This is a genomic window from Chromatium okenii (genome assembly GCF_002958735.1).
Lineage (GTDB): Bacteria > Pseudomonadota > Gammaproteobacteria > Chromatiales > Chromatiaceae > Chromatium > Chromatium okenii_A.
Window position 1 is genome coordinate 58,788 of the sequence record NZ_PPGH01000013.1, and the last position, 20,580, is coordinate 79,367.

16 protein-coding genes and 1 pseudogene are annotated in these 20,580 nt (G+C 56.6%); 9 read left to right on the forward strand and 8 right to left on the reverse strand.

Annotation, left to right across the window (positions count from 1 at the left end; translation table 11 throughout):
- Positions 1 to 31 precede the first annotated feature (31 nt).
- Both CXB77_RS02070 and CXB77_RS02075 read right to left on the reverse strand, forming a co-directional pair.
- On the reverse strand, positions 32 to 607 hold the full coding sequence (locus tag CXB77_RS02070) for a peroxiredoxin (protein ID WP_242445350.1): 576 nt from the start codon (positions 605 to 607) through the stop codon (positions 32 to 34).
- On the reverse strand, positions 558 to 1,085 hold the full coding sequence (locus CXB77_RS02075) for a DUF4184 family protein (protein ID WP_105072689.1): 528 nt from the start codon (positions 1,083 to 1,085) through the stop codon (positions 558 to 560). Before CXB77_RS02075 ends, CXB77_RS02070 begins: the two co-directional genes overlap by 50 nt.
- A gap of 64 nt (positions 1,086 to 1,149) precedes the next feature.
- Between CXB77_RS02075 and CXB77_RS20820 the strand changes: the two genes are divergently transcribed.
- From CXB77_RS20820 to CXB77_RS02090, 7 genes are all read left to right on the forward strand, one after another.
- Positions 1,150 to 1,839, forward strand: coding sequence for an efflux RND transporter periplasmic adaptor subunit (locus CXB77_RS20820; RefSeq protein ID WP_242445351.1), 690 nt, complete (start codon positions 1,150 to 1,152; stop codon positions 1,837 to 1,839).
- Between the two features lie 61 nt (positions 1,840 to 1,900).
- Positions 1,901 to 2,047, forward strand: coding sequence for a hypothetical protein (locus CXB77_RS20825; protein WP_242445352.1), 147 nt, complete (start codon positions 1,901 to 1,903; stop codon positions 2,045 to 2,047).
- Positions 2,022 to 2,330, forward strand: coding sequence for a hypothetical protein (locus CXB77_RS20830; RefSeq protein WP_242445353.1), 309 nt, complete (start codon positions 2,022 to 2,024; stop codon positions 2,328 to 2,330). Before CXB77_RS20825 ends, CXB77_RS20830 begins: the two co-directional genes overlap by 26 nt.
- Positions 2,327 to 2,794, forward strand: coding sequence for an efflux RND transporter permease subunit (locus CXB77_RS20835; RefSeq protein WP_242445354.1), 468 nt, complete (start codon positions 2,327 to 2,329; stop codon positions 2,792 to 2,794). Before CXB77_RS20830 ends, CXB77_RS20835 begins: the two co-directional genes overlap by 4 nt.
- Entirely contained in the window at positions 2,781 to 2,942 is a 162-nt protein-coding gene (locus CXB77_RS20840; RefSeq protein WP_242445355.1) for a hypothetical protein, read from the forward strand. The genes CXB77_RS20835 and CXB77_RS20840 overlap by 14 nt, the downstream gene beginning before the upstream one ends.
- The gene (locus tag CXB77_RS22775; RefSeq protein WP_277949327.1) at positions 2,902 to 3,033 is read left to right on the forward strand and encodes a hypothetical protein; all 132 of its coding nucleotides are present in this window, start codon (positions 2,902 to 2,904) and stop codon (positions 3,031 to 3,033) included. The genes CXB77_RS20840 and CXB77_RS22775 overlap by 41 nt, the downstream gene beginning before the upstream one ends.
- Positions 3,034 to 3,084: 51 nt before the next feature.
- Positions 3,085 to 5,574 (forward strand): efflux RND transporter permease subunit, encoded by a 2,490-nt coding sequence (locus CXB77_RS02090; RefSeq protein ID WP_242445356.1) that lies wholly within the window; start codon positions 3,085 to 3,087, stop codon positions 5,572 to 5,574.
- A gap of 3 nt (positions 5,575 to 5,577) precedes the next feature.
- Here CXB77_RS02090 and CXB77_RS02095 read toward each other — a convergent pair whose 3' ends face one another.
- Entirely contained in the window at positions 5,578 to 7,269 is a 1,692-nt protein-coding gene (locus CXB77_RS02095; RefSeq protein ID WP_105072604.1) for a diguanylate cyclase, read from the reverse strand.
- A 94-nt stretch (positions 7,270 to 7,363) separates the two neighbouring features.
- Here CXB77_RS02095 and CXB77_RS02100 point away from each other — a divergent pair, with 94 nt between their 5' ends.
- Entirely contained in the window at positions 7,364 to 8,239 is an 876-nt protein-coding gene (locus CXB77_RS02100; protein WP_105072605.1) for a transporter, read from the forward strand.
- A gap of 8 nt (positions 8,240 to 8,247) precedes the next feature.
- Here the strand turns inward: CXB77_RS02100 and hrpA are convergent.
- Positions 8,248 to 12,289 (reverse strand): annotated as a pseudogene (gene hrpA, locus CXB77_RS02110) (ATP-dependent RNA helicase HrpA).
- Between the two features lie 116 nt (positions 12,290 to 12,405).
- On the opposite strand from hrpA, the gene CXB77_RS02120 reads away from it, so the two are divergent.
- Positions 12,406 to 16,851 (forward strand): calcium-binding protein, encoded by a 4,446-nt coding sequence (locus tag CXB77_RS02120; RefSeq protein ID WP_146108647.1) that lies wholly within the window; start codon positions 12,406 to 12,408, stop codon positions 16,849 to 16,851.
- Between the two features lie 180 nt (positions 16,852 to 17,031).
- Here the strand turns inward: CXB77_RS02120 and CXB77_RS02125 are convergent, their stop codons facing one another.
- Genes CXB77_RS02125 through bchC form a run of 4 tightly spaced genes read right to left on the reverse strand, consistent with a single transcriptional unit; the run spans position 17,032 to position 20,430 of the window.
- A complete protein-coding gene (locus tag CXB77_RS02125) occupies positions 17,032 to 17,265 on the reverse strand; it encodes a hypothetical protein (protein ID WP_146108648.1) in 234 nt (77 codons plus the stop codon).
- Between the two features lie 45 nt (positions 17,266 to 17,310).
- The gene (gene bchY, locus CXB77_RS02130) at positions 17,311 to 18,654 is read right to left on the reverse strand and encodes a chlorophyllide a reductase subunit Y (RefSeq protein WP_105072610.1); all 1,344 of its coding nucleotides are present in this window, start codon (positions 18,652 to 18,654) and stop codon (positions 17,311 to 17,313) included.
- Entirely contained in the window at positions 18,647 to 19,597 is a 951-nt protein-coding gene (locus CXB77_RS02135; RefSeq protein ID WP_172452494.1) for a chlorophyllide a reductase iron protein subunit X, read from the reverse strand. Before CXB77_RS02135 ends, bchY begins: the two co-directional genes overlap by 8 nt.
- Positions 19,594 to 20,430 carry a chlorophyll synthesis pathway protein BchC gene (gene bchC, locus CXB77_RS02140; RefSeq protein WP_347338028.1) on the reverse strand — a complete coding sequence of 279 codons (837 nt, stop codon included), beginning with the start codon at positions 20,428 to 20,430 and terminating at the stop codon, positions 19,594 to 19,596. The genes CXB77_RS02135 and bchC overlap by 4 nt, the downstream gene beginning before the upstream one ends.
- Between the last annotated feature and the right edge of the window lie 150 nt (positions 20,431 to 20,580).

Here is a 20,580-nt window from a genome sequence, read left to right on the forward strand (position 1 = left end):
TGCGCCGACAAGGCGTTCACAACGAATGGCACTAAGTGGTCGCCAGATCGCGCACGAATTGCAGCACTTCGGCTGCGTGACCTTTTGGTTTCACGTCATACAGCGCGTAGCGAATGACTCCATCCAAATCAACGATAAAGGTGGAGCGCACGATGCCCTGCCGCTTCACGCCGTGAACCTCTTTCTCGCGCCATACGTCATAAGCATCACACACTTCGCCATCGGTATCTGACAGCAGATGCACGCTCAAACCGTACTTATCTCGAAAAGCGCCATGACTGGCACAGGAATCGCGGCTGATGCCGATAATTTCGGTCTGTGCCTGCTCAAATTCAGCTTGTAAATCAGTGAATTCTAAGGCTTCGATGGTACAGCCCGGCGTATCGTCTTTTGGATAAAAATAGATGACCGCATAACGGCGACCGATAAATTGATCGAGCGTGACCTGCTCCATGTCGGCAGTCGGTAACGAAAAACGGGGGGCTTGATCGCCTAGGTGCAGCATTGTGACGTGCTCCAATGGTCGTGGGATCGGCAGGAATGTAGGCAGCGCCAGTTTAGTCGTCAACTGTCCCGCGTTGTCGCCATTTTTGCGCCAGCCAGCCACTTATTCCGAGCAGTCCAGTTGCCACGCAAAACCAGTGCAACGCAGTGATCGACAGCCAGCCGCGTAACGGATTGGCGTCTGACCAAGGCGCAAACGGTGTCATGTCGGCGTGCATCAGGCTGTCGAGCAGGACGTGTGACAGTGTGCCAAGCAGAGCGCCGCTGATGACGGCAACCGGCGTGAATGTTTCCGGCGCAGTCAGCCAATCCAGATGATAAAACCGCAGTTCCCGGTTCCAGCGCCGCAGCAGTGATCGACCCAGCAGCGGCGCAATCATGGCAACCAGCGCGGCAATTCCCACTGCTGCCAAATAGGTGTGGGTCACGCCGTGCAACCGCTCGGCACCGCGCATCATGCCCAGCAATGGCTCAATATCCATCGCTATCTGCGCTATCCCAAAAGTCAACACGCTGAACTGCTGGCCAGCGAGTGCTTTAATCGCTATGCCCGGTCCCATGTGTAACGCTGTGAATGGCATTTGCAACATCCGACCGCAATTTAGGTCACATTTGGAAATGATTGCTCAATTCACTATTCATAACATGCTGCCTCGCCTCTTGCCATTTCTGATTCTCGCTGCCGGTATCGGCGGTTTTTATCTGCTCAAAATCACGCGCCCCGCACCACCGCCAGTGGTGGTGCAAGAACGCATCTGGCGTGTCAGCGTCACCAGCGTCACTCCGGCAGATCATCGTCCGGTGCTGTCGTTATTCGGGCGCGTCGAAGCACCAGAGCGCATTCGCGCTGCTGCGCCAGTCGCTGGGCGGTTGCTGGAAATGCGGGTGCATGACGGCGAACGCGTTCAATCCGGTGCACTGCTGGCGCGGCTCGATCCGCGTGATGTGCAACCGCGTTTGACGAAAGCGCGGGCTGAAGTGGAAAAACAGCAACTGCGTTTACTTCACGATCAAGCGGCGCTGGCGCAGGAGCGCGAATTGCTGCGACTCGCTGAAGTGGCACTGGAACGCGCTGGCGCAGTGCAAGCGAAAAATCTCGGCTCGGCGTCCAGCGTCGATGAAGCGCGGCAGCAATTGGCGCGAGCGCGTCTCGCAGTCACGTTGCGCGAGCAATCCATCGCCGAACATCCAGCGCAGTTGGCTGCACTGACTGCGACGCTGGCAGAAGCCGAACGTGACGCCGAACGCGGCGAAATTCGCGCTCCATTTGCGGCGCGGATCGGCGTGGTGGAAGCAGCGGCTGGCGATCAACTCCAACCCAATCAAACCATTTGACGTTATTCCCGCTGCAACGGCTGTATCTGCGCACCATCATTCCCGACGCTTACGGGTGGAATTGCGCCGCGCTCTCGACGCTGGCGAGCGATTAATGGCCAGCGGTGAATACGCAGGCAAACCGTTGACCGCAGTGCTGGAACGGCTCGCGGAGAAGCAGATGCGCGGGAGTGGAAGCGTTATTGCAATTCACCACCAGCGGCGTTGATTTGCCACGCGGCGCGTTTGTGAAGGTGCAACTCCAGCGCCCAGTGACACCTGCCACGATCGCGCTGCCGTTTTCGGCGCTACACGGTGGCGAGCGCATTTTTGCGGTGGATAACGGACGCCTGCGCAGCGTGACCGTCGAACGAGTCGGCGAACTGAGCGGCAATGACCATGAAGGCGGATTGGTGTTGGTGCGAGCGCCGACGTTCGCGCCAGCAACGCCGGTCATGGTGACGCATCTGCCCAATGCAGTTGACGGTCTCAAGGTGGAGATCGTCGAGTGAAACACGGATTGATTGCCATTTTTGCCCGTCATCGGCTGCTGGCTAACCTGTTGATGGGGTCGATTTTCATTCTGGGCACAGTCGCGCTGCTGCGAATGAATGTTCAGTATTTTCCAAACTTTGCGCTGGATGTGATTTCGGTGCGCGTGGTGTGGAGCGGCGCAGCAGCCGAGGACGTGGAAAACGGGATTTTGCTTCCGCTGGAAGAACGCCTCAAAACCGTTGATGGTCTGAAAAAGCTCAATTCCACTGCGCGCAGGGTGTCGCCAGTTGCTGGAATTGGAAGAAGGCACGGATACGTTGATTGCGTTGGATCAGGTGCGCCAGCGTGTGAGCGAATTCGCAATTCCCGAAAGATGCCGAAACGCCGCAAATCAGCCGTGTTTCGCGTTATGAATCCGTGCGCGGCTGTTGGTGTCGGGACCGAGTGTGGCGGAATTGCGCCCGTGGGTGCGCCAATTTGAGCGCGAATTGCTGGCGCGGGGCATCGACCGGATTGATCTCAGTGGGCTGCCGACCGAGCGCATTGCATTGAAGTGCCGGGGCAAACGTTGGAAACGCTCGGTTTATCGTGGACGGCATTGGCGAACAGATCGCACGGCTGGCGCGTGATCTTCCGTCGGGCACGGCAGGCGATGCTGACGGCGCACGAGAATTGCGCAGTTTGGAGCAGCGCCGCGATCGCAAGCGTTTGAAAATTTAGCGATTGTCAGCGATACGCGGGGTTGGTGCGGCTGGGTGATGTGCAGTGATTGTGCGCGAGGCACGACCAGCGAGTTTGCAACTGCAACAGTTGGAGAAATCGGCTTTTTTTGAAAAATCCCCCCAACCCCCCTTTTCCAAAGGGGGGCTTTCTACTGCGCTCTCCGTTGAAACAGAAGGGCTTTCTGCTTCACTCCCCGTTAAAACAGAGGAATCCTCTTCTCCACCCTTTGAAAAAGGGGGGTCGGGGGGGATTTCTGCGCCAGCAACCGTGGAAATCCTTGTCCAACGCGCTGAAAACGGTAATTCGCTGACTGCCGCGAAAATCTTCGAGCACTGGCTCACCGACACGCGCCCAACGCTGCCGCCAACGCTCACGCTCACCGTGTTTGATGCGCAGTGGGAGCAGATTCAAGATCGCGTTAACCTGTTGACGGATAACGGTTTACAGGGCTTCACGCTGGTGCTGCTCCTTCTGTTTATCTTTCTGCCGGGGCGCGTCGCATTCTGGGTGGCGATGGGAATTCCGACGGCCTATCTCGCGGCGCTGGCGCTGCTGTGGCTGTTCGGCGGCACCATCAACATGATTAGTCTGTTCGGGCTGCTGCTCACGCTGGGCGTGATTGACGATGACGCCATCGTCATTGGCGAATATGCCGAATCGCGGTTTCGTGCCGGAATGTCACCTGCGCAAGCCGCCATTGCCGGAGCGCGGCGCATGTTTTGGCCCATCGTCGCCTCGGCATTCACCACCGTCGCGGCTTTTCTGCCGCTGATGCTCATCGGCGGGATCATGGGCAACATTCTGGGCGACATCCCGTTTGTGGCCATCATGGTGCTGATGGCGTCGCTGGTGGAGGTGTTTCTGATTATGCCTGCGCATTTACGCGCCGCATTTGAACATCACGCCGAGGCGACGATTCCACGCTGGCGGCAGCGCGTGGACGCTGGCTTTGACCATTTCCGCGACGGCATTTATCGCCCATTGGTAACAACAGCAGTGCGCTGGCGCGGCGTGACCGTCAGCGCAGTCATGGTGCTGATGCTGCTGGCAGTCGGATTGCTGGCGGGTGGGCGCATTCAATTCGTGTTTTTCCCCACGGCGGAAGCGCAACTGGTGTTTGCCAATGCCACCTTTGTCGCCGGAACGCCGCGTGAACAGACGGCAGCGTTTTTGCACGAAATGGCGCGAGCACTGCGCGAGACCGAGCACGAACTCGGCGGCGGGTTGGTTGAAGCCGCAGTAGCGCGGTTCGGCAGCACGGTTTCAGTCGAAAAAGGTGATGGCGCAGCGGGCGATCAATTGGCGTCGATTCTGGTGCAATTAGTGCCGACCGAGCGGCGCACCGTGCGCAATGAGCAATTTCTCGCCGACTGGCGCAACCACATCAAGATGCCCGCCGGATTGGAAAATTTGGTGATTTCCTCGCGCCGGGCGGGTCCACCCGGGCGAGATTTAACGCTGCGACTGACGGGCGATGATGCTGGGCAATTGAAAGCAGCGGCATTGGAGCTGGCGCAGAGTTTGGAAAGTTTGCCGGGCGTCTCGGACATGCTCGATGACATGCCATTTGGCCGCGAGCAGTTGATTTACCGCCTGACGCCAGCGGCACAGGCGCTGGGATTAACGACCGAATCGCTGGGTCGGCAACTCCGCGCTGCGTTTGACGGGCATTTGGCGCAACTGGTGCAGGTCGGACAAGACGAATTGGAAGTGCGGGTGCTGCTGCCGCGAGCTGAACGCACCCGTTTAGACGTGCTGGAACAACTGTTGATTCGTGCGCCGGACGGCAGTTTTGTACCGCTGCCGACGGTGGCGCACTGGGAAAGCCAACGCGGTTTTGAGGCGCTGCGCCATGCCGACGGACGGTTGGCAGTGGAAGTGTCAGCGGACATCAATCGTGCGCTGAGTACGCCGGATAATGTGCGCGAAGCGTTGGAGCGCGAGTTGTTGCCCAGACTGGTGAAACATTACGGGATTGAATACAGCTTTGAAGGTCGCGCTGCCGATCAACGCGAAACGCTCGGCGATATGCGACTGGGATTGTGGCTGGGGCTGGCGCTGATTTATTTAATTCTGGCAGCGGTTTTTGCGAGCTGGGGCTGGCCGCTGGTGGTCATGACGGCAATTCCGCTGGGATTGATTGGCGCAATTGCGGGTCATTGGATCATGGGCTTGGATTTAACGCTGCTCTCGCTATTTGGTTTATTTGGCTTATCGGGAATTGTAGTGAATAACGCAATCATTCTGGTCAGCATGTATCACGAATTGCGCGAAACCGGAATTGAAGTGGAAGCAGCGTTAATTGCAGCAGCAGTGTCACGATTGCGAGCAATGCTCTTAACTTCAGCGACGACCGTTGTTGGTTTAGGTCCGCTATTATTTGAGACCAGTTTGCAGGCGCAATTTTTAATTCCGATGGCAGTGTCATTGGCATTTGGCGTGGGTTTTTCCACTATTTTGGTGTTGGTATTTACACCAGCATTGCTGTCATTCCATGAAAGTGTGCATTTTCGAGTGGCGCAGTGGTGGCGCAGTTGAACATTATTGACATTGAAAATTATCAATTTTTTCGGATGTTGGAAAATTTTGAAGATGACCGAAGAATTTGCGATCTTCATTTAGGATGTGTTTAACGATGGCGTCGTGAGCTAAAAATTCTAACAGCGAACTAATCGCCAAACTACCAGCACGAAATTGCTCCACCAATACCACTGATTGATTAATCAAGGAGTAATGCAAAATAGCGTGTTCAACCAAACCCGGATAACCAATCGCTATCAGCACTTGTTCCTCATCCCGAAAATGCTGTATTAAATCGCGCATCATTTTATCAAGCAGCAGGTTCACCTCTGCTGCATCCGGTCGTTCGTTGAGGATTAAATCCAAAAGCTGATTAGCGTCATCAAACAATTGCTGGTGCTGATGGTCTATCAACATATGACCGCTGAGAAAACAATCCCGCAAAATTAAGCGAATAAATGCAGTCTTGCTCGGTTCGGTAATGTTGAAATCAGTCGCATTCACTTCGATTCGATTGCGCCCGTTTTGTTTCGCACGGTAAAGCGCCACGTCAGCACGAGCGAGCACCGTATTAGGGGTTAAATCAATTGATTCCACTGCTGCCAGCCCGATCGAGGCGCTGATTGGTGGCAACTCCTGATCCTGATGGCGCACCCGCAGGCAGGTCAGCGCGTGGCGCACTCCATCCAATCGAGCAGCCGCAACGGCAAGCGTGGTTTCCGACAGAATCATGGTGATTTCCTCGCCGCCGTAACGACACACGATGTCTTCGCGGCGCAGCGAATGCTGCAAGAGTTCGCCGACTGCCCGCAGTACGGCATCGCCAGCATCGTGACCATAACTATCATTAAAACGTTTGAAATGATCCAAATCCAACATGGCGATAATCAGCGATCCGCCATTGCGTTGGCAGCGGCTGAATTCACGTTGCAAACTTTCATTAAGATAACGGCGATTAAATAATCCGGTTAACGGATCGCGGATGGTTTCCTCTCGCAATTGTGTTTCCAGATATTTACGCTCGGCGATGTCCCGTTCCAATTCTTGCTGCACCAAGCAATAGTCGTATTCAATCCGCTGCGCATTCATAATGATTTGCCCCAAAACGATCAATAGCGTCATTCCGATGTTAATCACAATAAATACGGCTTGACCGGATGCGACCATAAGATCAGGGAGCAACCCTTCAAAAAATGCGGTATAGCCAATGCGGATAAATGTCGCTAACACTAAGAAAATCAGCGCCAGTGCTAGAAATTGATCGCCTGATCCAAACCACGCTGGTCGCCGTGTAAGCAAAATAAATATCGCCCATGACATGAATGCGCTGCTGTAAACACACCACAGCAAAATACGCATTTTGGTGTCGGGCACGACAATGGTTAACCAAATGAATAATGCGATAAATGACAATAAGGCAGCTATTTCTATGCTGGAGTGGTTTGGGTGATGCTGGTCACGGAATACGCGCACTCCGCGCCCGATCAGTATGATGTCTGCGAGCAATAGGGTATTGGCGAGGATGATGGTCAGCCACAGTGAAAGTTGATCGCGGAACAGGAATAACAACGAACCCAGCGTTCGACACAGGACGCCAAACGTCCAGTATCCGAAACCGGGATAAACGCGGCGCGTCAATAACGTTGTTGCCATGCTCAGGGTGCTCGCCAGCGCCATCATGATGCCGACAGCCACCAATGTTTTCATATCCATTGCACAATCACCTTGCACAAACCAGCGTGGAAGTTAAACCGATTATGATCATTATCAACCGCAATCACCTTCGGTTGCCGCACAGGATTACATCATGCCGATACGTTATCGCCACGCTTGCATCGTTTCACTTCTGACCATTTTATTTGCTGCGCCAGCGTTGGCAGTTGATTTGCAGCCGGGCGATTTACGAGCGCCTAAAATTGGCATGAATTTCACGCAATTCATTCTGCAACAAAGCAATTTTAAGGGGCGTTATGTGCACGGGCAGTTGCAGCCGGGTGATCCACAATTGGAAATCTCGCATCTGTTTTGGCGGGTTGGGCGTGTGTTTGATGCAGCGGGAAAGCCGCTGCTGTTTTTCGCGCAGACGCCAGTGTCAAGCGTACAACCTGCTGGTTCACTGTCGAATCAAGAAAGCGTGAGCGGTATTGGTGATACGACTTTTTTGCTGGCGCTGTGGCCTTACGCCAATCGTGAAACCCAAACTTATTTTGGCGTTGGCGCTTATTTGTTCGCGCCGACTGGCAACTATCACCATGATCGCAATTTCAATCTCGGTGACAACCGCTATCGCGGCGCATTGCAAATGGGTGTGCAGGCGCCGTTAACCGATCGTTCGCGGTGGATGCTGGCGCTGGATACGGTTTGGTATGGCGAAAATGCTGAGTTTGGGCAACGCCGCGACACCTTGGAAAAAGCGCCGCTCACCACCGCGCAGGTCAGCGTTCAATACGACGTGCTGCCCGGCTACACGCTGGCTGCTGGCTATTTCTACAGCGTCGGCGGCGAAACCAGTCTCAACGCCACGCGCCAGCACGACCAGACCGAACTGCATCGATATCAACTTACCGGCACGGCGCAATTTTCTTTTGGAAAAATCACGCTGCAATATGGCGGCGATCTCGAAACGGAAAACGGCTGGCTGGAAGATAACCGCTTGATTTTGCGTTATACAAAATACTTTTGAAATGCAATTTACAATCCCAACTCGCGCCAGCGGGCTTGAATGCGTTTGACCGACACCGGCGCGGGTGTGCCCAATTGCTGGGCAAACAGCGCCACCCGCAACTCCTCGATTAACCAATGAATTTCCTCCAAACGCGGATCATCGCGTCCGGCAGCAGTCGCTGCGTCTGCCCGCTCGCGCCAGCGGGTTTGCAGCTCCGCCATTTCCCGCAGCCATTGCTGATCGCGGCTCGGCGCGTGGGCGAGACGCTCCAATCGCTGCTCCATCGCTTTGAGATAACGCGGGTAATTTTTGAGCTGCGCAAAGGGGATTTGCAGCAGAAAACCGCGAAAAATCAAGCCGTCAAGCTGGGCGCGAAGGTCAAGCACCGACGGCAGCCAATTGGCTTGGGTGCTGGTGGCGAGCTGTTTTCGCAGCGCGTGATAGCTCGCCAAAATGCCGCCGATGAGTTTGCACACTGCGGTCGTCGTCGGCAGCAAGTGCGCTTTGCAGTCGGTTAAACGCTGTTCAAACTCGGTTTGACTGCGCAGCGGCGGACGGTCTTCGGTGAAGGTTAAATCGAAAATCAGCGCCAGCAGGTCGTCGGATAAATCCCCCCTGCCCCCCCTTTTCCAAAGGGGGGAGATGTCGGAGTTCCTTTTTCAACGGGGGGAGTTGAAAAGCCCCCCTTTGAAAAAGGGGGGTTGGGGGGATTTGAGATCGGGCGGTTGGGATTTGATGAAATAAGCGGCGCTTTCGCATACAGCAGCCGCATCCGTTCTAAATCGGTCAGTTGTTTGCGGAGCTGGCGCAGTTCGGCGCTGAGATGCAGCATCAATAACCGCCGTACACCGTCGCGTTGCGCTCGTGCCGCATTTTCCGCCGAATCCAGCACCCGAATGGACACGCTGTCTCCGCCGTCCACCAGCGCCGGATAACCGCGCAGCGTGATTCCAGCGCGAGTCAAATCCACCGCTTCCGGTAAATCGCCGAAATTCCAACGGGTTAAATCGTCGCGTTCTAAATCGCTGCTCGGCAAATGCGCAAAACCGTGTTGCGCCTGCTCGCCAAATTCGCGTTTGAGCCGCAGCGAATCGGCATCCAGCGCCAGCTCGGTGCCGCTCTCGTCAATCAGTTTGACCTTCATCCGCAGATGTTCAGGAATCGCGTTCACATCCCACGCATCTTCGGGAATCTGCACCCCCGTCATCGTTTTGAGCGTTTCTGCCAGCGCCTGAATCAAAGGGCGTTCTGACGGTTTGAGGCGAGCGGCGAGCCGTGCCGCAGTGTCGGGAATGGGCACGAGTTGCTTGCGCCACACTTTGGGCAAACCCCGCAGCAGCGCGGTGATCCGCTCGGTCAACAGTCCCGGCACCAGCCAATCGAGCCGATCTGCGGAAATCTGGTTAATCAGCGGCAGCGGCACGGTCACGGTCACGCCGTCGCTCGCCGCGCCCGGCTCGAAGTGATAGTCCAGCGGCAGCGCCGTCGCGCCAACGTGCAGGCGGTCGGGAAAGGAAGTCGGCGTGATGTCGGCGGCGTCGTGGCGCATCAAATCGTTCAAGCGCAGATGCAGCAGTTTGGGATTGGTGCGCGTGGCGTGGCGCAGCCATTGCTCAAATTGCGGCGTTGAATAAATGCCCGACGGCACGCGCTCGGCATAAAACCGATAAACCGCTTCATCATCGACGCGGATGTCACGGCGGCGCGATTTGGCTTCGAGCTGGTCGATGGATTCAATCAATTCGCGGTTGTGGCGCCAAAATGGAGCGCGGGTTTTGAAATCGCCTTCGGTCAGCGCGAAGCGCAGAAAAATCTCACGGGCTTCAGCGGGATTGAGCGGGCCGTAATTAACGCGACGTTTGGGCACCAACACGACGCCAAACAGCGTCACCCGTTCAAAGGCGGCGACTTGCCCAGATTTCGCTTCCCAGTGCGGTTCGGAATAGCTGCGCTGGAGCAGATGTTGAGCGGCGCTTTCAATCCACGCCGGCTGCACCGCAGCGGCGATGCGCCCATATTGGCGCGTGGTTTCGACGCGCTCGGCGACGATGACCCATTTTGGCGGTTTGGCGGCCAGCCCCGAACTCGGATGAATTTGAAATTTGCTATTCCGCGCACCGAGATAATCGCGTTCTGCGCCTTTGAATCCGATGTTGCCGAGCAGACCGGCGAGGAGGGCGCGGTGAAGCGCGTCAAATAGTGCCTTTGGTTCTTTTTCGATAACCGACGGCGATGACTTAAATCCCATTTCCAACATTTGCTCACGCAATTGGCTATACACATCGCGCCATTCTTGCACCCGATTCACCGATAAAAAATGCCGCTGACATAACTTTGCAAACTTATTTCTGGATAACGCATGACGCTGTTGATCCAGAAAATTCCACAGCTTTACGAAAGTGAAAAAATCCGAATGCTCGTGGCGAAAAGTATTGTGAATTTCATCTGCGGCTTGCTGCTTTTCCAACGGACGCTCACGCGGGTCTTGCACACTCAACGCTGCCGCAATAATCAACATCTCGTCCAAACAAACGTGCTCGACTGCCGCCAGCAGCATCCGCCCGATGCGCGGGTCAACCGGCAGCCGTCCCAACTGTTTGCCCAGCGCCGTTAAATCGCCCGCAGCATCGACTGCACCCAATTCCTCCAGCGTCCGATAACCATCGGTAATTAAACGGGAATCTGGCGGATCAATAAACGGAAAATGCTCAATCGCGCCGAAGCCGAGCAATTTCATCTGCAAAATGACGGCAGCCAGATTGGTGCGGGAGATTTCTGGCTCGGTGAAGGCGGCGCGAGATTGGAAATTTTCCTCGCTATACAAGCGGATGCACACGCCAGCCGCCACCCGCCCGCAGCGACCTTGCCGCTGATTCGCCGACGCCTGCGCGATCCGTTCGACCGGCAGCCGCTGCACCTTCGTGCGATGGCTGTAGCGACTGATCCGCGCAAAACCGGGATCAATCACATAATGAATGCCCGGCACGGTCAGCGAGGTTTCCGCGACATTCGTGGTCAAAATCACCCGCCGCGAGCTGTGCGCCTGAAAAATCCGCGCCTGTTCCTGCGGACTTTGCCGCGCAAACAGCGGCAGAATCTCGGTGGACGGCGGATGATGCTGGCGCAGCGTTTCCGCCGTGTCCCGAATCTCGCGCTCACCCGATAAAAACACCAACACATCGCCGCGCCCGTGCAGCGCCAGCTCGCCGACCGCCGCTGAAATCGCCTGCTGCATCGCGTCATCGCGCTCGCCCGCACTTTCATCCTCAGCCGGCGGGCGATAACGCACCTCAACCGGATAAGTGCGCCCCGAAATCTCAATAATCGGCGCAGGCTGCGCGTGCGCATCGGCAAAATGGCGGGCAAACGCTGCGGGTCGATGGTCGCCGAAGTCACAATCACCTTGAGATCGGGACGACGCGGCAAAATCCCGCGCAGATAACCGAGCAGAAAATCAATGTTCAAACTGCGCTCGTGCGCCTCGTCGATGATGAGCGTGTCGTATTCGGTGAGCAGCCGATCTTGTTGAATTTCCGCCAATAAAATCCCGTCAGTCATCAATTTGATGCAGCTTTCCGGGCGGCTGCGATCATGGAACCGCACCTTGTAACCCACCAGATTGCCGGTCTCGCCGCCCAGCTCCTGCGCCACGCGACTGCACAGCGTCCGCGCCGCGATGCGACGCGGCTGCGTGTGTCCGATCCGCCCCGTGCGCCCGCGCCCCAGCTCAAGACAGATTTTCGGCAACTGCGTCGATTTACCCGAACCCGTTTCGCCACATAAAACAATGACTTGATGCTGCACGATCAACTCAGCAACTTCGGCGCGGCGCTCGCTGACCGGCAAGGCTTCGGGATAGTCAATCGTTGGCGGCACCAACGCAGCGCGGCGTTCGACAAGTGCTTGAGAGTGATGAATTTCTAGCCAGAGTTTCGCCAAACTTTGATCGAACGGTTGACCGGCGCGTTGGCGCTTGCGTAAACCGCGCAGCCGCGATTGGAACGAATGGCGATCACGAATTAAACAGCGATTGAGATCGGATGATTCGGGAAAATGAGAAATGTTCAAGTTGGAAAATAATTTCAGTTGATTGATGTGAAGACATTGTCATTGCATGGATATTGGCATTCAACCCATAATCAACATGCTATCAATAGCAAATAACACACATGGAACAATGAATCATGGCGACACCTATTACGTTGAATGATAAAAACGATAAACATCCTGGCACCACTGGCAACGATACCGTCAATGGTATGGGTGGCAACGATACTCTGAAGGGCGAGAGTGGTTTGGATTCGCTCTCTGGTGGCACTGGCAACGATTCCTTGGATGGTGGTGCCGGCAACGATACCTTGGATGGCGGCGCCGGCAAGGACACCCTGCTCGGTCAAGCCGACAACGATTTATTGAAAGGCGGCGCTGATAACGACATTCTTTTTGGCGCAACTGGTAAAGACACTTTGGACGGCGGCACTGGCAGCGATACCTTGGATGGTGGCGATGGTGACGACTTCTATATCGTTGATCATTCCCAAGATAAGGTTGTTGAAAAGGCAACCTCGGCAGGCGGTAAGGATACGGTGCAGGCTTCAGTGACTTTCACGCTGGGTGCTGCGCTTGAACACCTCACGCTGACCAGTGAAAGAAATCTCAACGGCACTGGCAATCAGTCCGACAATAAGCTAACCGGCAACAACGGCGACAATAAATTAGTCGGTTTGGGTGGCAAGGACACGCTATCAGGTGGTCTCGGTGCAGACACTCTCGACGGTGGTTTGAATGCCGATCGTCTGATTGGCGGCGATGGTTCCGATACCTATCTCATCAACAACACCGAAGACACGATTGTCGAAACAGTCACGGACGGTGATGTTGATCGTGTGATTAGCAGCGCCACCGTTAAGCGCCTGTCAGACAACGTGGAAGCACTGCAATTGACTGGCACTTTGGCGCTCAACGGCACCGGTAATGCTTTGGATAATCAGCTAGAAGGCAACGCCGGCGCGAATCTTTTGGACGGCGCTGCTGGCGCTGACACCCTCAGCGGCGGCGCGGGCAATGACACTTTGATTGGCGGTCTCGGCGACGATTCGCTGGATGGTGGCGCTGGTGCAGATACCGTGACCTACACCGGCAAGCTGGCTGAATACACGCAAGTCTATGATCTTGATAATAACTCGTGGACGGTCACGCACACCGCTAGCGGTGAACAGGATCAAGTGGTTAATGTCGAAACGCTGAGTTTCAAGGATCAGACCGTTGACATCAGCGCCGGTCCCATGCCGCTGTTATCCGTTACCGACATCACCCAAAACGAAGGCAACAGCGGCAAACTCAACGTGCAATTCACGCTGACGCTGTCCGCACCCGCCGGGCGTCCCGTCACCGTGAACTACGTCACTGCCGACGGTGGTGCTGACGGCGCAGGGATCGCAGCCGCTACCGCTGGCACCGATTACACCGCCACTTCCGGCACCGTCACCTTCGATGTTGGTGAGCGCAGCAAAACTGTCAGCGTTGCCGTCATTCCCGATGCGCTCGTGGAAGCCAATGAAGCGTTTAGCTTGTTCCTGTCTCAACCGGTCAACTGTGAGCTGGGCGATCCGCAAGCAGTCGGCATCTTGACCAATGACGATCAGGTGTTGGTGTCCGTCAAGGGCGCTACCGTGAAAGAAGGACAGACCGGCACCACCAATGCCATTGTCACCATCAGTCTGTCCGCTGCCGCCAATCAAAATGTGACGGTCGATTACAGCACGCTGAACGGTACGGCGGAGGCAGGCAGCGATTTCACCGCGAGCACCGGCAGTCTGACGTTCAAAGTTGGCGAAACCAGCAAGACCGTCATCATTCCGGTGACGGCTGATACCACAGTGGAAAGCTCAGAAACGTTCCAAGTGCAGCTTGCCAATCCCGTCAATGCGGCGCTTTCACCTCGCGCCAGCCTCGCTACCGTTACCATCACCAACGATGATTTTCCCAGCCTCAGCATCGCTGATGTCACGGTCGTCGAAGGTAATGAGGGCGTCACGGAAGCTCTCGTGACGGTGACGCTGGACATCCCCGCAACTGCCGAGGTCACGGTGAACTACGCCACCGCGAAGGGCACGGCGCTGTTGGGAACGGACTTCACTGCGACCACCGGCAAGTTGATTTTTGCGCCCGGCGAAACCACCAAAACCATCGCGGTGCCGGTCATCGCCGATACCAACGTGGAACCCGATGAAACGTTCACGCTCACGCTGACCAAACCGACCAACGCGGTGCTCAGTACCGCTGCTCGCGCCACGATCACGCTGACCAATGATGATCTGCCCAGCATTACCTTTGCTGCCGATGCCCTTGCAGTCAGTGAAGACATCAGCACGCACACCGCCAATCTCACGGTCAATCTTTCCGCTGTGAGCAGCCAGCCGGTGACGGTGGGTTATGCGACTGGTGACGGCAGCGCCAGCGGCAGCGATTTCACCGCGCTGACCGACACGCTCACCTTCGCGCCCGGTGAACTCACCAAAACGTTGACGGTTCCGATCAGCAATGACACTGAAGTCGAAGCGGATGAAACCTTCAGCGTCACTTTGAGCAATCCGACGCTGGCGCTGTTGGGTGAACTCACCACTGCGACTGTGACCATTACCAATGACGACCGCGCCAGCCTCAGCATTGCGGATGTCGCAGTTCCCGAAGGTGCGGCGGGTACGGCAAATGCGACCGTTACCGTGACGCTCTCGTCGCCAGTGCTGTCTACGGTGACGGTCGATTACGCCAGCAGCGATAAAACCGCCATCGTTGATAGCGATTACACCGCAGTGACCGGAACGCTCACCTTCGCGCCCGGTGAACTGACCAAAGCCATCACGGTGCCGGTGCTCGGTGATGCGACGGTGGAAACTGATGAAACCTTCGCGCTCAAGATAAGCAACCCAACTAACGCCGTGCTTGGCAGCGCCAGCGCCATCGTCACGTTGACCAATGACGACCTGCCGACAGTGGGTTTTGGCGACGACCAGACTGTGACCGAGTCCGACAAAGACAGCGTCACCGCCTCGTTTACCGTCACGCTGTCAACGGTGGCGGCAAGCACAGTGACGGTCGATTACGCCAGCAGCGATGGCACGGCGACCGTTGCCAGCAATGATTACCGCGCCAGCAGCGGTACGCTCACCTTCAAACCCGGCGAGAGCAGCAAAACCGTCACGGTGTCAGTGCCGGGCGATATGTTGTTGGAAACTCCAGAAACGGTGCTGTTCACTCTGAGCAATCCCACCGGTGCCACGCTGGGCAAAACCACCGCGACGCTGACCATCGCTGACAACGATGAGATGGGCAGTTTTACCCTGCCGGTCGATTCCCGCAGTTATGACTTCGAGTTTCCGCTGACTCCCGAACCCGATTTGATGCAGGGCAGCGCCGGTCCCGACAAATTGCTCGGGTTGACCGGCAATGACACCTTGAGCGGCAACACCGGCAACGATCATCTGGATGGTGGCGATGACAACGATGTCTTATCGGGCGAGGACGGCGATGATTATCTGCTGGGTGGCAACGGTGCCGACACGCTTGACGGTGCAGCCGGTAAAGATTCGCTCGACGGCGGCGCAGAAAATGACAATCTTTCGGGCGGCTCGGAGAACGATCTGCTGGTGGGTGGTTTTGGCAATGACACGATCAACGGGCAGGTGGGCGATGATTCCATCGACGGTGGCGAGGGCGATGACGCTCTGGAGGGATGGGATGGTAATGACCGAATGCAGGGCGGATTTGGTAACGACGCGATCAATGGACACTATGGCGACGACATCATCGACGGCGGTGACGGGAATGACAGTCTGACTGATGGCGCTGGCTCAGATTTGCTGATTGGCGGGACGGGGAATGACTCTCTGTGGGCGAATTCAGGGAGCAACGGTCAGGGAAATGACACCCTGTTGGGCGGTGACGGCGATGACACCTTGGGCAACGGTTATCTGTTGGACGGCGGTTCTGGCAATGATGTCATCAGTGCTACAGATTACGGCTGGTACACCGGCGCTGGTGCAACCCTGCTCGGCGGCGATGGCGATGACACCATCTCCGGCTATTTGAAGTACGACGCCGCCCGTAAAAACTACGTTTCCGGCGGTGAAGGCAACGACAAGATCGATATGGCTGATACCTGCCTCGTTTATGGCGACGCTGGCAACGACACCATCTACGGTTCAAATGGTAACGACACGCTGTCCGGCGGAACCGGTGACGATAGCCTGACGAGTGATGCTGGCGCAGATAGTCTCAATGGCGGTGCCGGAGCCGATAGTCTGACCGGCGGCGCTGATGCCGACACTTTCAACTACACCGCCGCCACCGATTCCGGCGTGGGCGCAGCCAACCGCGATCTCATCACCGACTTCAGCTCGTCCGGCGGCGATGTCATCAGCCTGAAAGCCATTGCGCCGCTGGCAACTTGGGGTTTCCTCAGCACCAAGCCCTACACCGGCGCTGGTCACGAAATCAACTTTGCAGTTGACGCCGTGAATAAAACCACGCTGGTGAGCATCGATTTAGACGGCAATAAGGCGCCCGATATGGAAATTGCCCTCAGCGGCATCGTGTTGCTCAGTGCCGATGACTTCGGTTTGAAGTAGTTCATTTAGATCGTCATTGCTGAAATAAAAACGCCCCGATGATTCGGGGCGTTTTTTTATTGAGCAATTAATCCAAAAAGCGACGATTGCTTAACGCTTTCACTTAATGGCGCAGCCATACTTTCTTTAAACGTTTCACTTGGCGCTTAAATGCTGCCGAATAATAGATTACCATCAGCGTTAATCAGTTTTGATGTGAATATCATCCCATAACGTCTCAATTGCATAAACCTGTCCCGCTTTAATATCCTTCCAGCCTTCGCGGAAAGCTTCAGCTGCATTTAACCAAGGCGCATCTTCTTCAATCCCTTCACGAAAAGAATGCACCAAACGCAACAACAGCGGGCGATAGTGCTCCGGTGTTTGTTCAATCTCGGCATGGAGTTGTTCAGTAATCGTGTTGGGTTTAATCATTTTTTCACCACCGCACAAACAAATGTTGCCAACTGGTTTAATGAGTTAATTATTCACCCGCACCGGCGCTTTCGACCAAATCCCGCTCGTGTCACCCATTCCCACGCCATCAAAAAACTCACGCATCGCAATAAAGCGTTCTTTATTCGCCAAGGCGCTGTTAATGACCTGCGCTAATGAACCCGCGCCAGCCGGTCCCATTAACGGACGCGCTGAAATCAAATTGGTGAAATACAGCGCCGGAATGGTTAATTCTTTTGCTGCCTGCACGACCGGCGTGGTGCCAATTGCTAAATCCGGTTCCAATGATTTCACTGCCGCTAAATCTTGCTCCAATGAAGCGCGGAATTGCACCGGTACGCCGTGCGCGGTCAACCATTCCAAATCGCTTTCATTCCACGCCGTGCGCGGACAAGCCGTGCCGACATACGGCACTGTTGCGCCCGATTCAATTAACAATCGCGCCACCAGCAATTCTGAACCTTCATAACCGGAAACAATCACGCGCCCTTTAATTGGTTTTGCCGCCAACGCGCCAGCAATTGCCGGTAAAAACTTGTTTTTCGCTGCATCAACCTTGTCTTGCGCGATGCCGCAGGCTTGTCCAATCGCATCTAACCACGCCGCCGTGCCGTCGCAGCCGACCGGAGCCGAGCCCACAATTGGGCGTCCGGCAGCGGCAAATTCCCGCGCTGAGGCGGCATATTGCGGATGAATCGCGGCAACGGCAGCGCAATCGAGCGCGGCGTACAGCTCGCGCCATTCGCGGGTCGGCACCACTGGCCCAGTCGCCAGCCCCAGCGGTTCCAACATCATGCCAATCCCGACCGGATCAGCCGGGAACATTTCGCCGAGCAGCGTGATCGTCGGACGTTCGCTGCGCCCACCGCGTGGCGCTTGCACCGGCCCTTGCTCCGCCTCACTGCGGGCGTAATGCAGCATCGCGCCCGCCAGCACGTCTTTCGCTTCGGCGTGAGTTGGGGTGCCGAAGCCGGGCACGTCGATGCCGATAATCCGCACACCGTTGATTTGCTTGGGCAATAAGCGCAGCGGCACACCAGATGCCGTCGGGACGCACAGATTGATGGCGATGATGGTGTCGTAGCGGTCGGGATCAGCCAGTTTCAACACCGCGTCCCGTGCATCCTCGAATAATCGACCGGAAACCAGCGATTCCGAATCAAACGGCACATAGCCGATGGAACGCCGTGCGCCGTAAAAATGCGCGGTGAAACTCAGCCCGTACACGCAGCAGCCGGAGCCGACCAGCACCATCGCGGTGCGGCGCATTCGCAGTCCGACGCGCAGTGCGCCGAATGCTGGGCACATCGTTTGCGGTTGATCGTGCGGGCCGCTGGCGCAGGTCGAAAGCGTTGGCAACTCAGACATCGTCGTACACCACTTCGAGAGATGGTTTCGCCACTGCGGCCGCGTCGCACATATCCGCCGCATTCGCCGGTTCTAAAATCACATGCCGCCCAACGGCATCGCCTTTGAATAAATTGAGCAATTCCTCATGCGCCAGCGGTTTCGGTTTCACCGGCGGCGCAGTGGCGACATTCGCCGCTAATTCTTCAAACAACGCGCCCCAGCGGTCGCCAGGGCGTCCGACGATTTCGTAATTCGCACTTTTACGGCGGATGTCATCGTCGGCGGGAATCGTCGCCAAAATCGGAATTCCGACTGCGTCCGCAAACGCCTGCGCCTCGCCGGTGCCGTCGTCTTTATTGATGACCATGCCGGCGACGCCGACGCTGCCGCCCAAGCCAGTGAAATAGCCGACTGCCGAGCAGACGTTGTTGGCGACGTAGAGCGATTGCAGATCGTTGGAGCCGACGATGATGACTTTTTGGCACAGATCGCGGGCAATCGGCAGCCCGAAGCCGCCGCAGACCACGTCGCCGAGAAAATCCAGCAGGACGTAGTCAAAATCCCACTCGTGAAAGCCCAAACCTTCCAGCAATTCAAAGCCATGAATGATGCCGCGCCCGCCGCAGCCGCGTCCGACTTCGGGGCCGCCGAGCTCCATCGCAAACACGCCATCGCGCTTAAAACAGATGTCGCCAATCGCCACGCTGTCGCCAGCGCGTTTTTTCTCGCTGGAGACGCCGAGAATGGTCGGGCAGGCGCGTCCGCCAAACAGCAGCGTTGCGGTGTCACTTTTGGGATCGCAGCCAATCAGCAGCACCTTTTTGCCCTGCTGCGCCATCATGTACGAGAGGTTGGCGAGGGTGAAACTCTTGCCGATGCCGCCCTTGCCATAGATGGCGATGATCTGGGTTTGTTTGAGTGCTGGCGCGGTGGGCGCGGAAACGGTCACGGATGCAGTCACGATAAATTTCTCCAATCCAAAATCATCTTCAAACAGGTGGGATCGCCAAACGCGGTGCGGTACGCGCTCGCAGCGTCAGTCGCAGCGACGCGATGCGTGATCAAGCCATCCAGTGACAAGCGTCCAGAATCAAGCAGCGCCTGCACTGCGGCGAGATCGGCGGGTTGAAATTCAGCGGCGATGCGGAATCGCGCCTCGCGCATAAATGCTGGCGGGAAAGTGAAGGCAACCGGCGCGTGATAAAAGCCAGCCAGCACGATCTCGCCGCCTCGCGCCAGCCGCGCCACCAGCCGATCTAAAATCGTCGCATCACCGCTCATGTCGCAGATGCAGCGGTAATCGCGGCGCGGATCGTCGTCCGGCGACATGACGTTGTAACCGTAACCGTCCGCGCCCGAATGCCGCGCTGGATTGGTTTCCCACACGACTGGCGGCGTCGCTGCATCCAGCGCCGCAATCCGCGCCAATAGCCGTCCGAGCACGCCATGCCCAACGATCAATTCAACCGTCGCGCCGGCGATTGCGTGATACGCGGTCGCTGCCAGCGTCAATAACACGGCTTGCTCACCAAAGTTTTCTGCGACCGGCAACAGGCGGCTGGCTGGCGCGACGATGCGCGAAGCTGCGCCGCCGAATAAGCCGCGCACTTCGCCATAACACCGCGCTCCCGGCACAAACACGCGCTGCCCGACGCTGAGACCGGATTCTGCGCCCGCGAAAATGACGCGCCCGACTGATTCATAACCGGGTACCAGCGGATAACCCATGCCGGGGAATTCGGGCATTTGCCCCGACCACAGCAGGCGCTCGGTGCCGTGCTGATGCCGCTCCATTCGATGTCCACGATGACATCGGTGGGTTCCGGTGGCGTCAGCGCGAGGCGGCGCAGCGATAACTGTTCGGGTTGTTCGAGGACGACTGCGAGGCTTCGAGAGTGGGAATGTCGGGGTTCACGGTGTGGCTCGAAAGTGAGGGATAAAAGG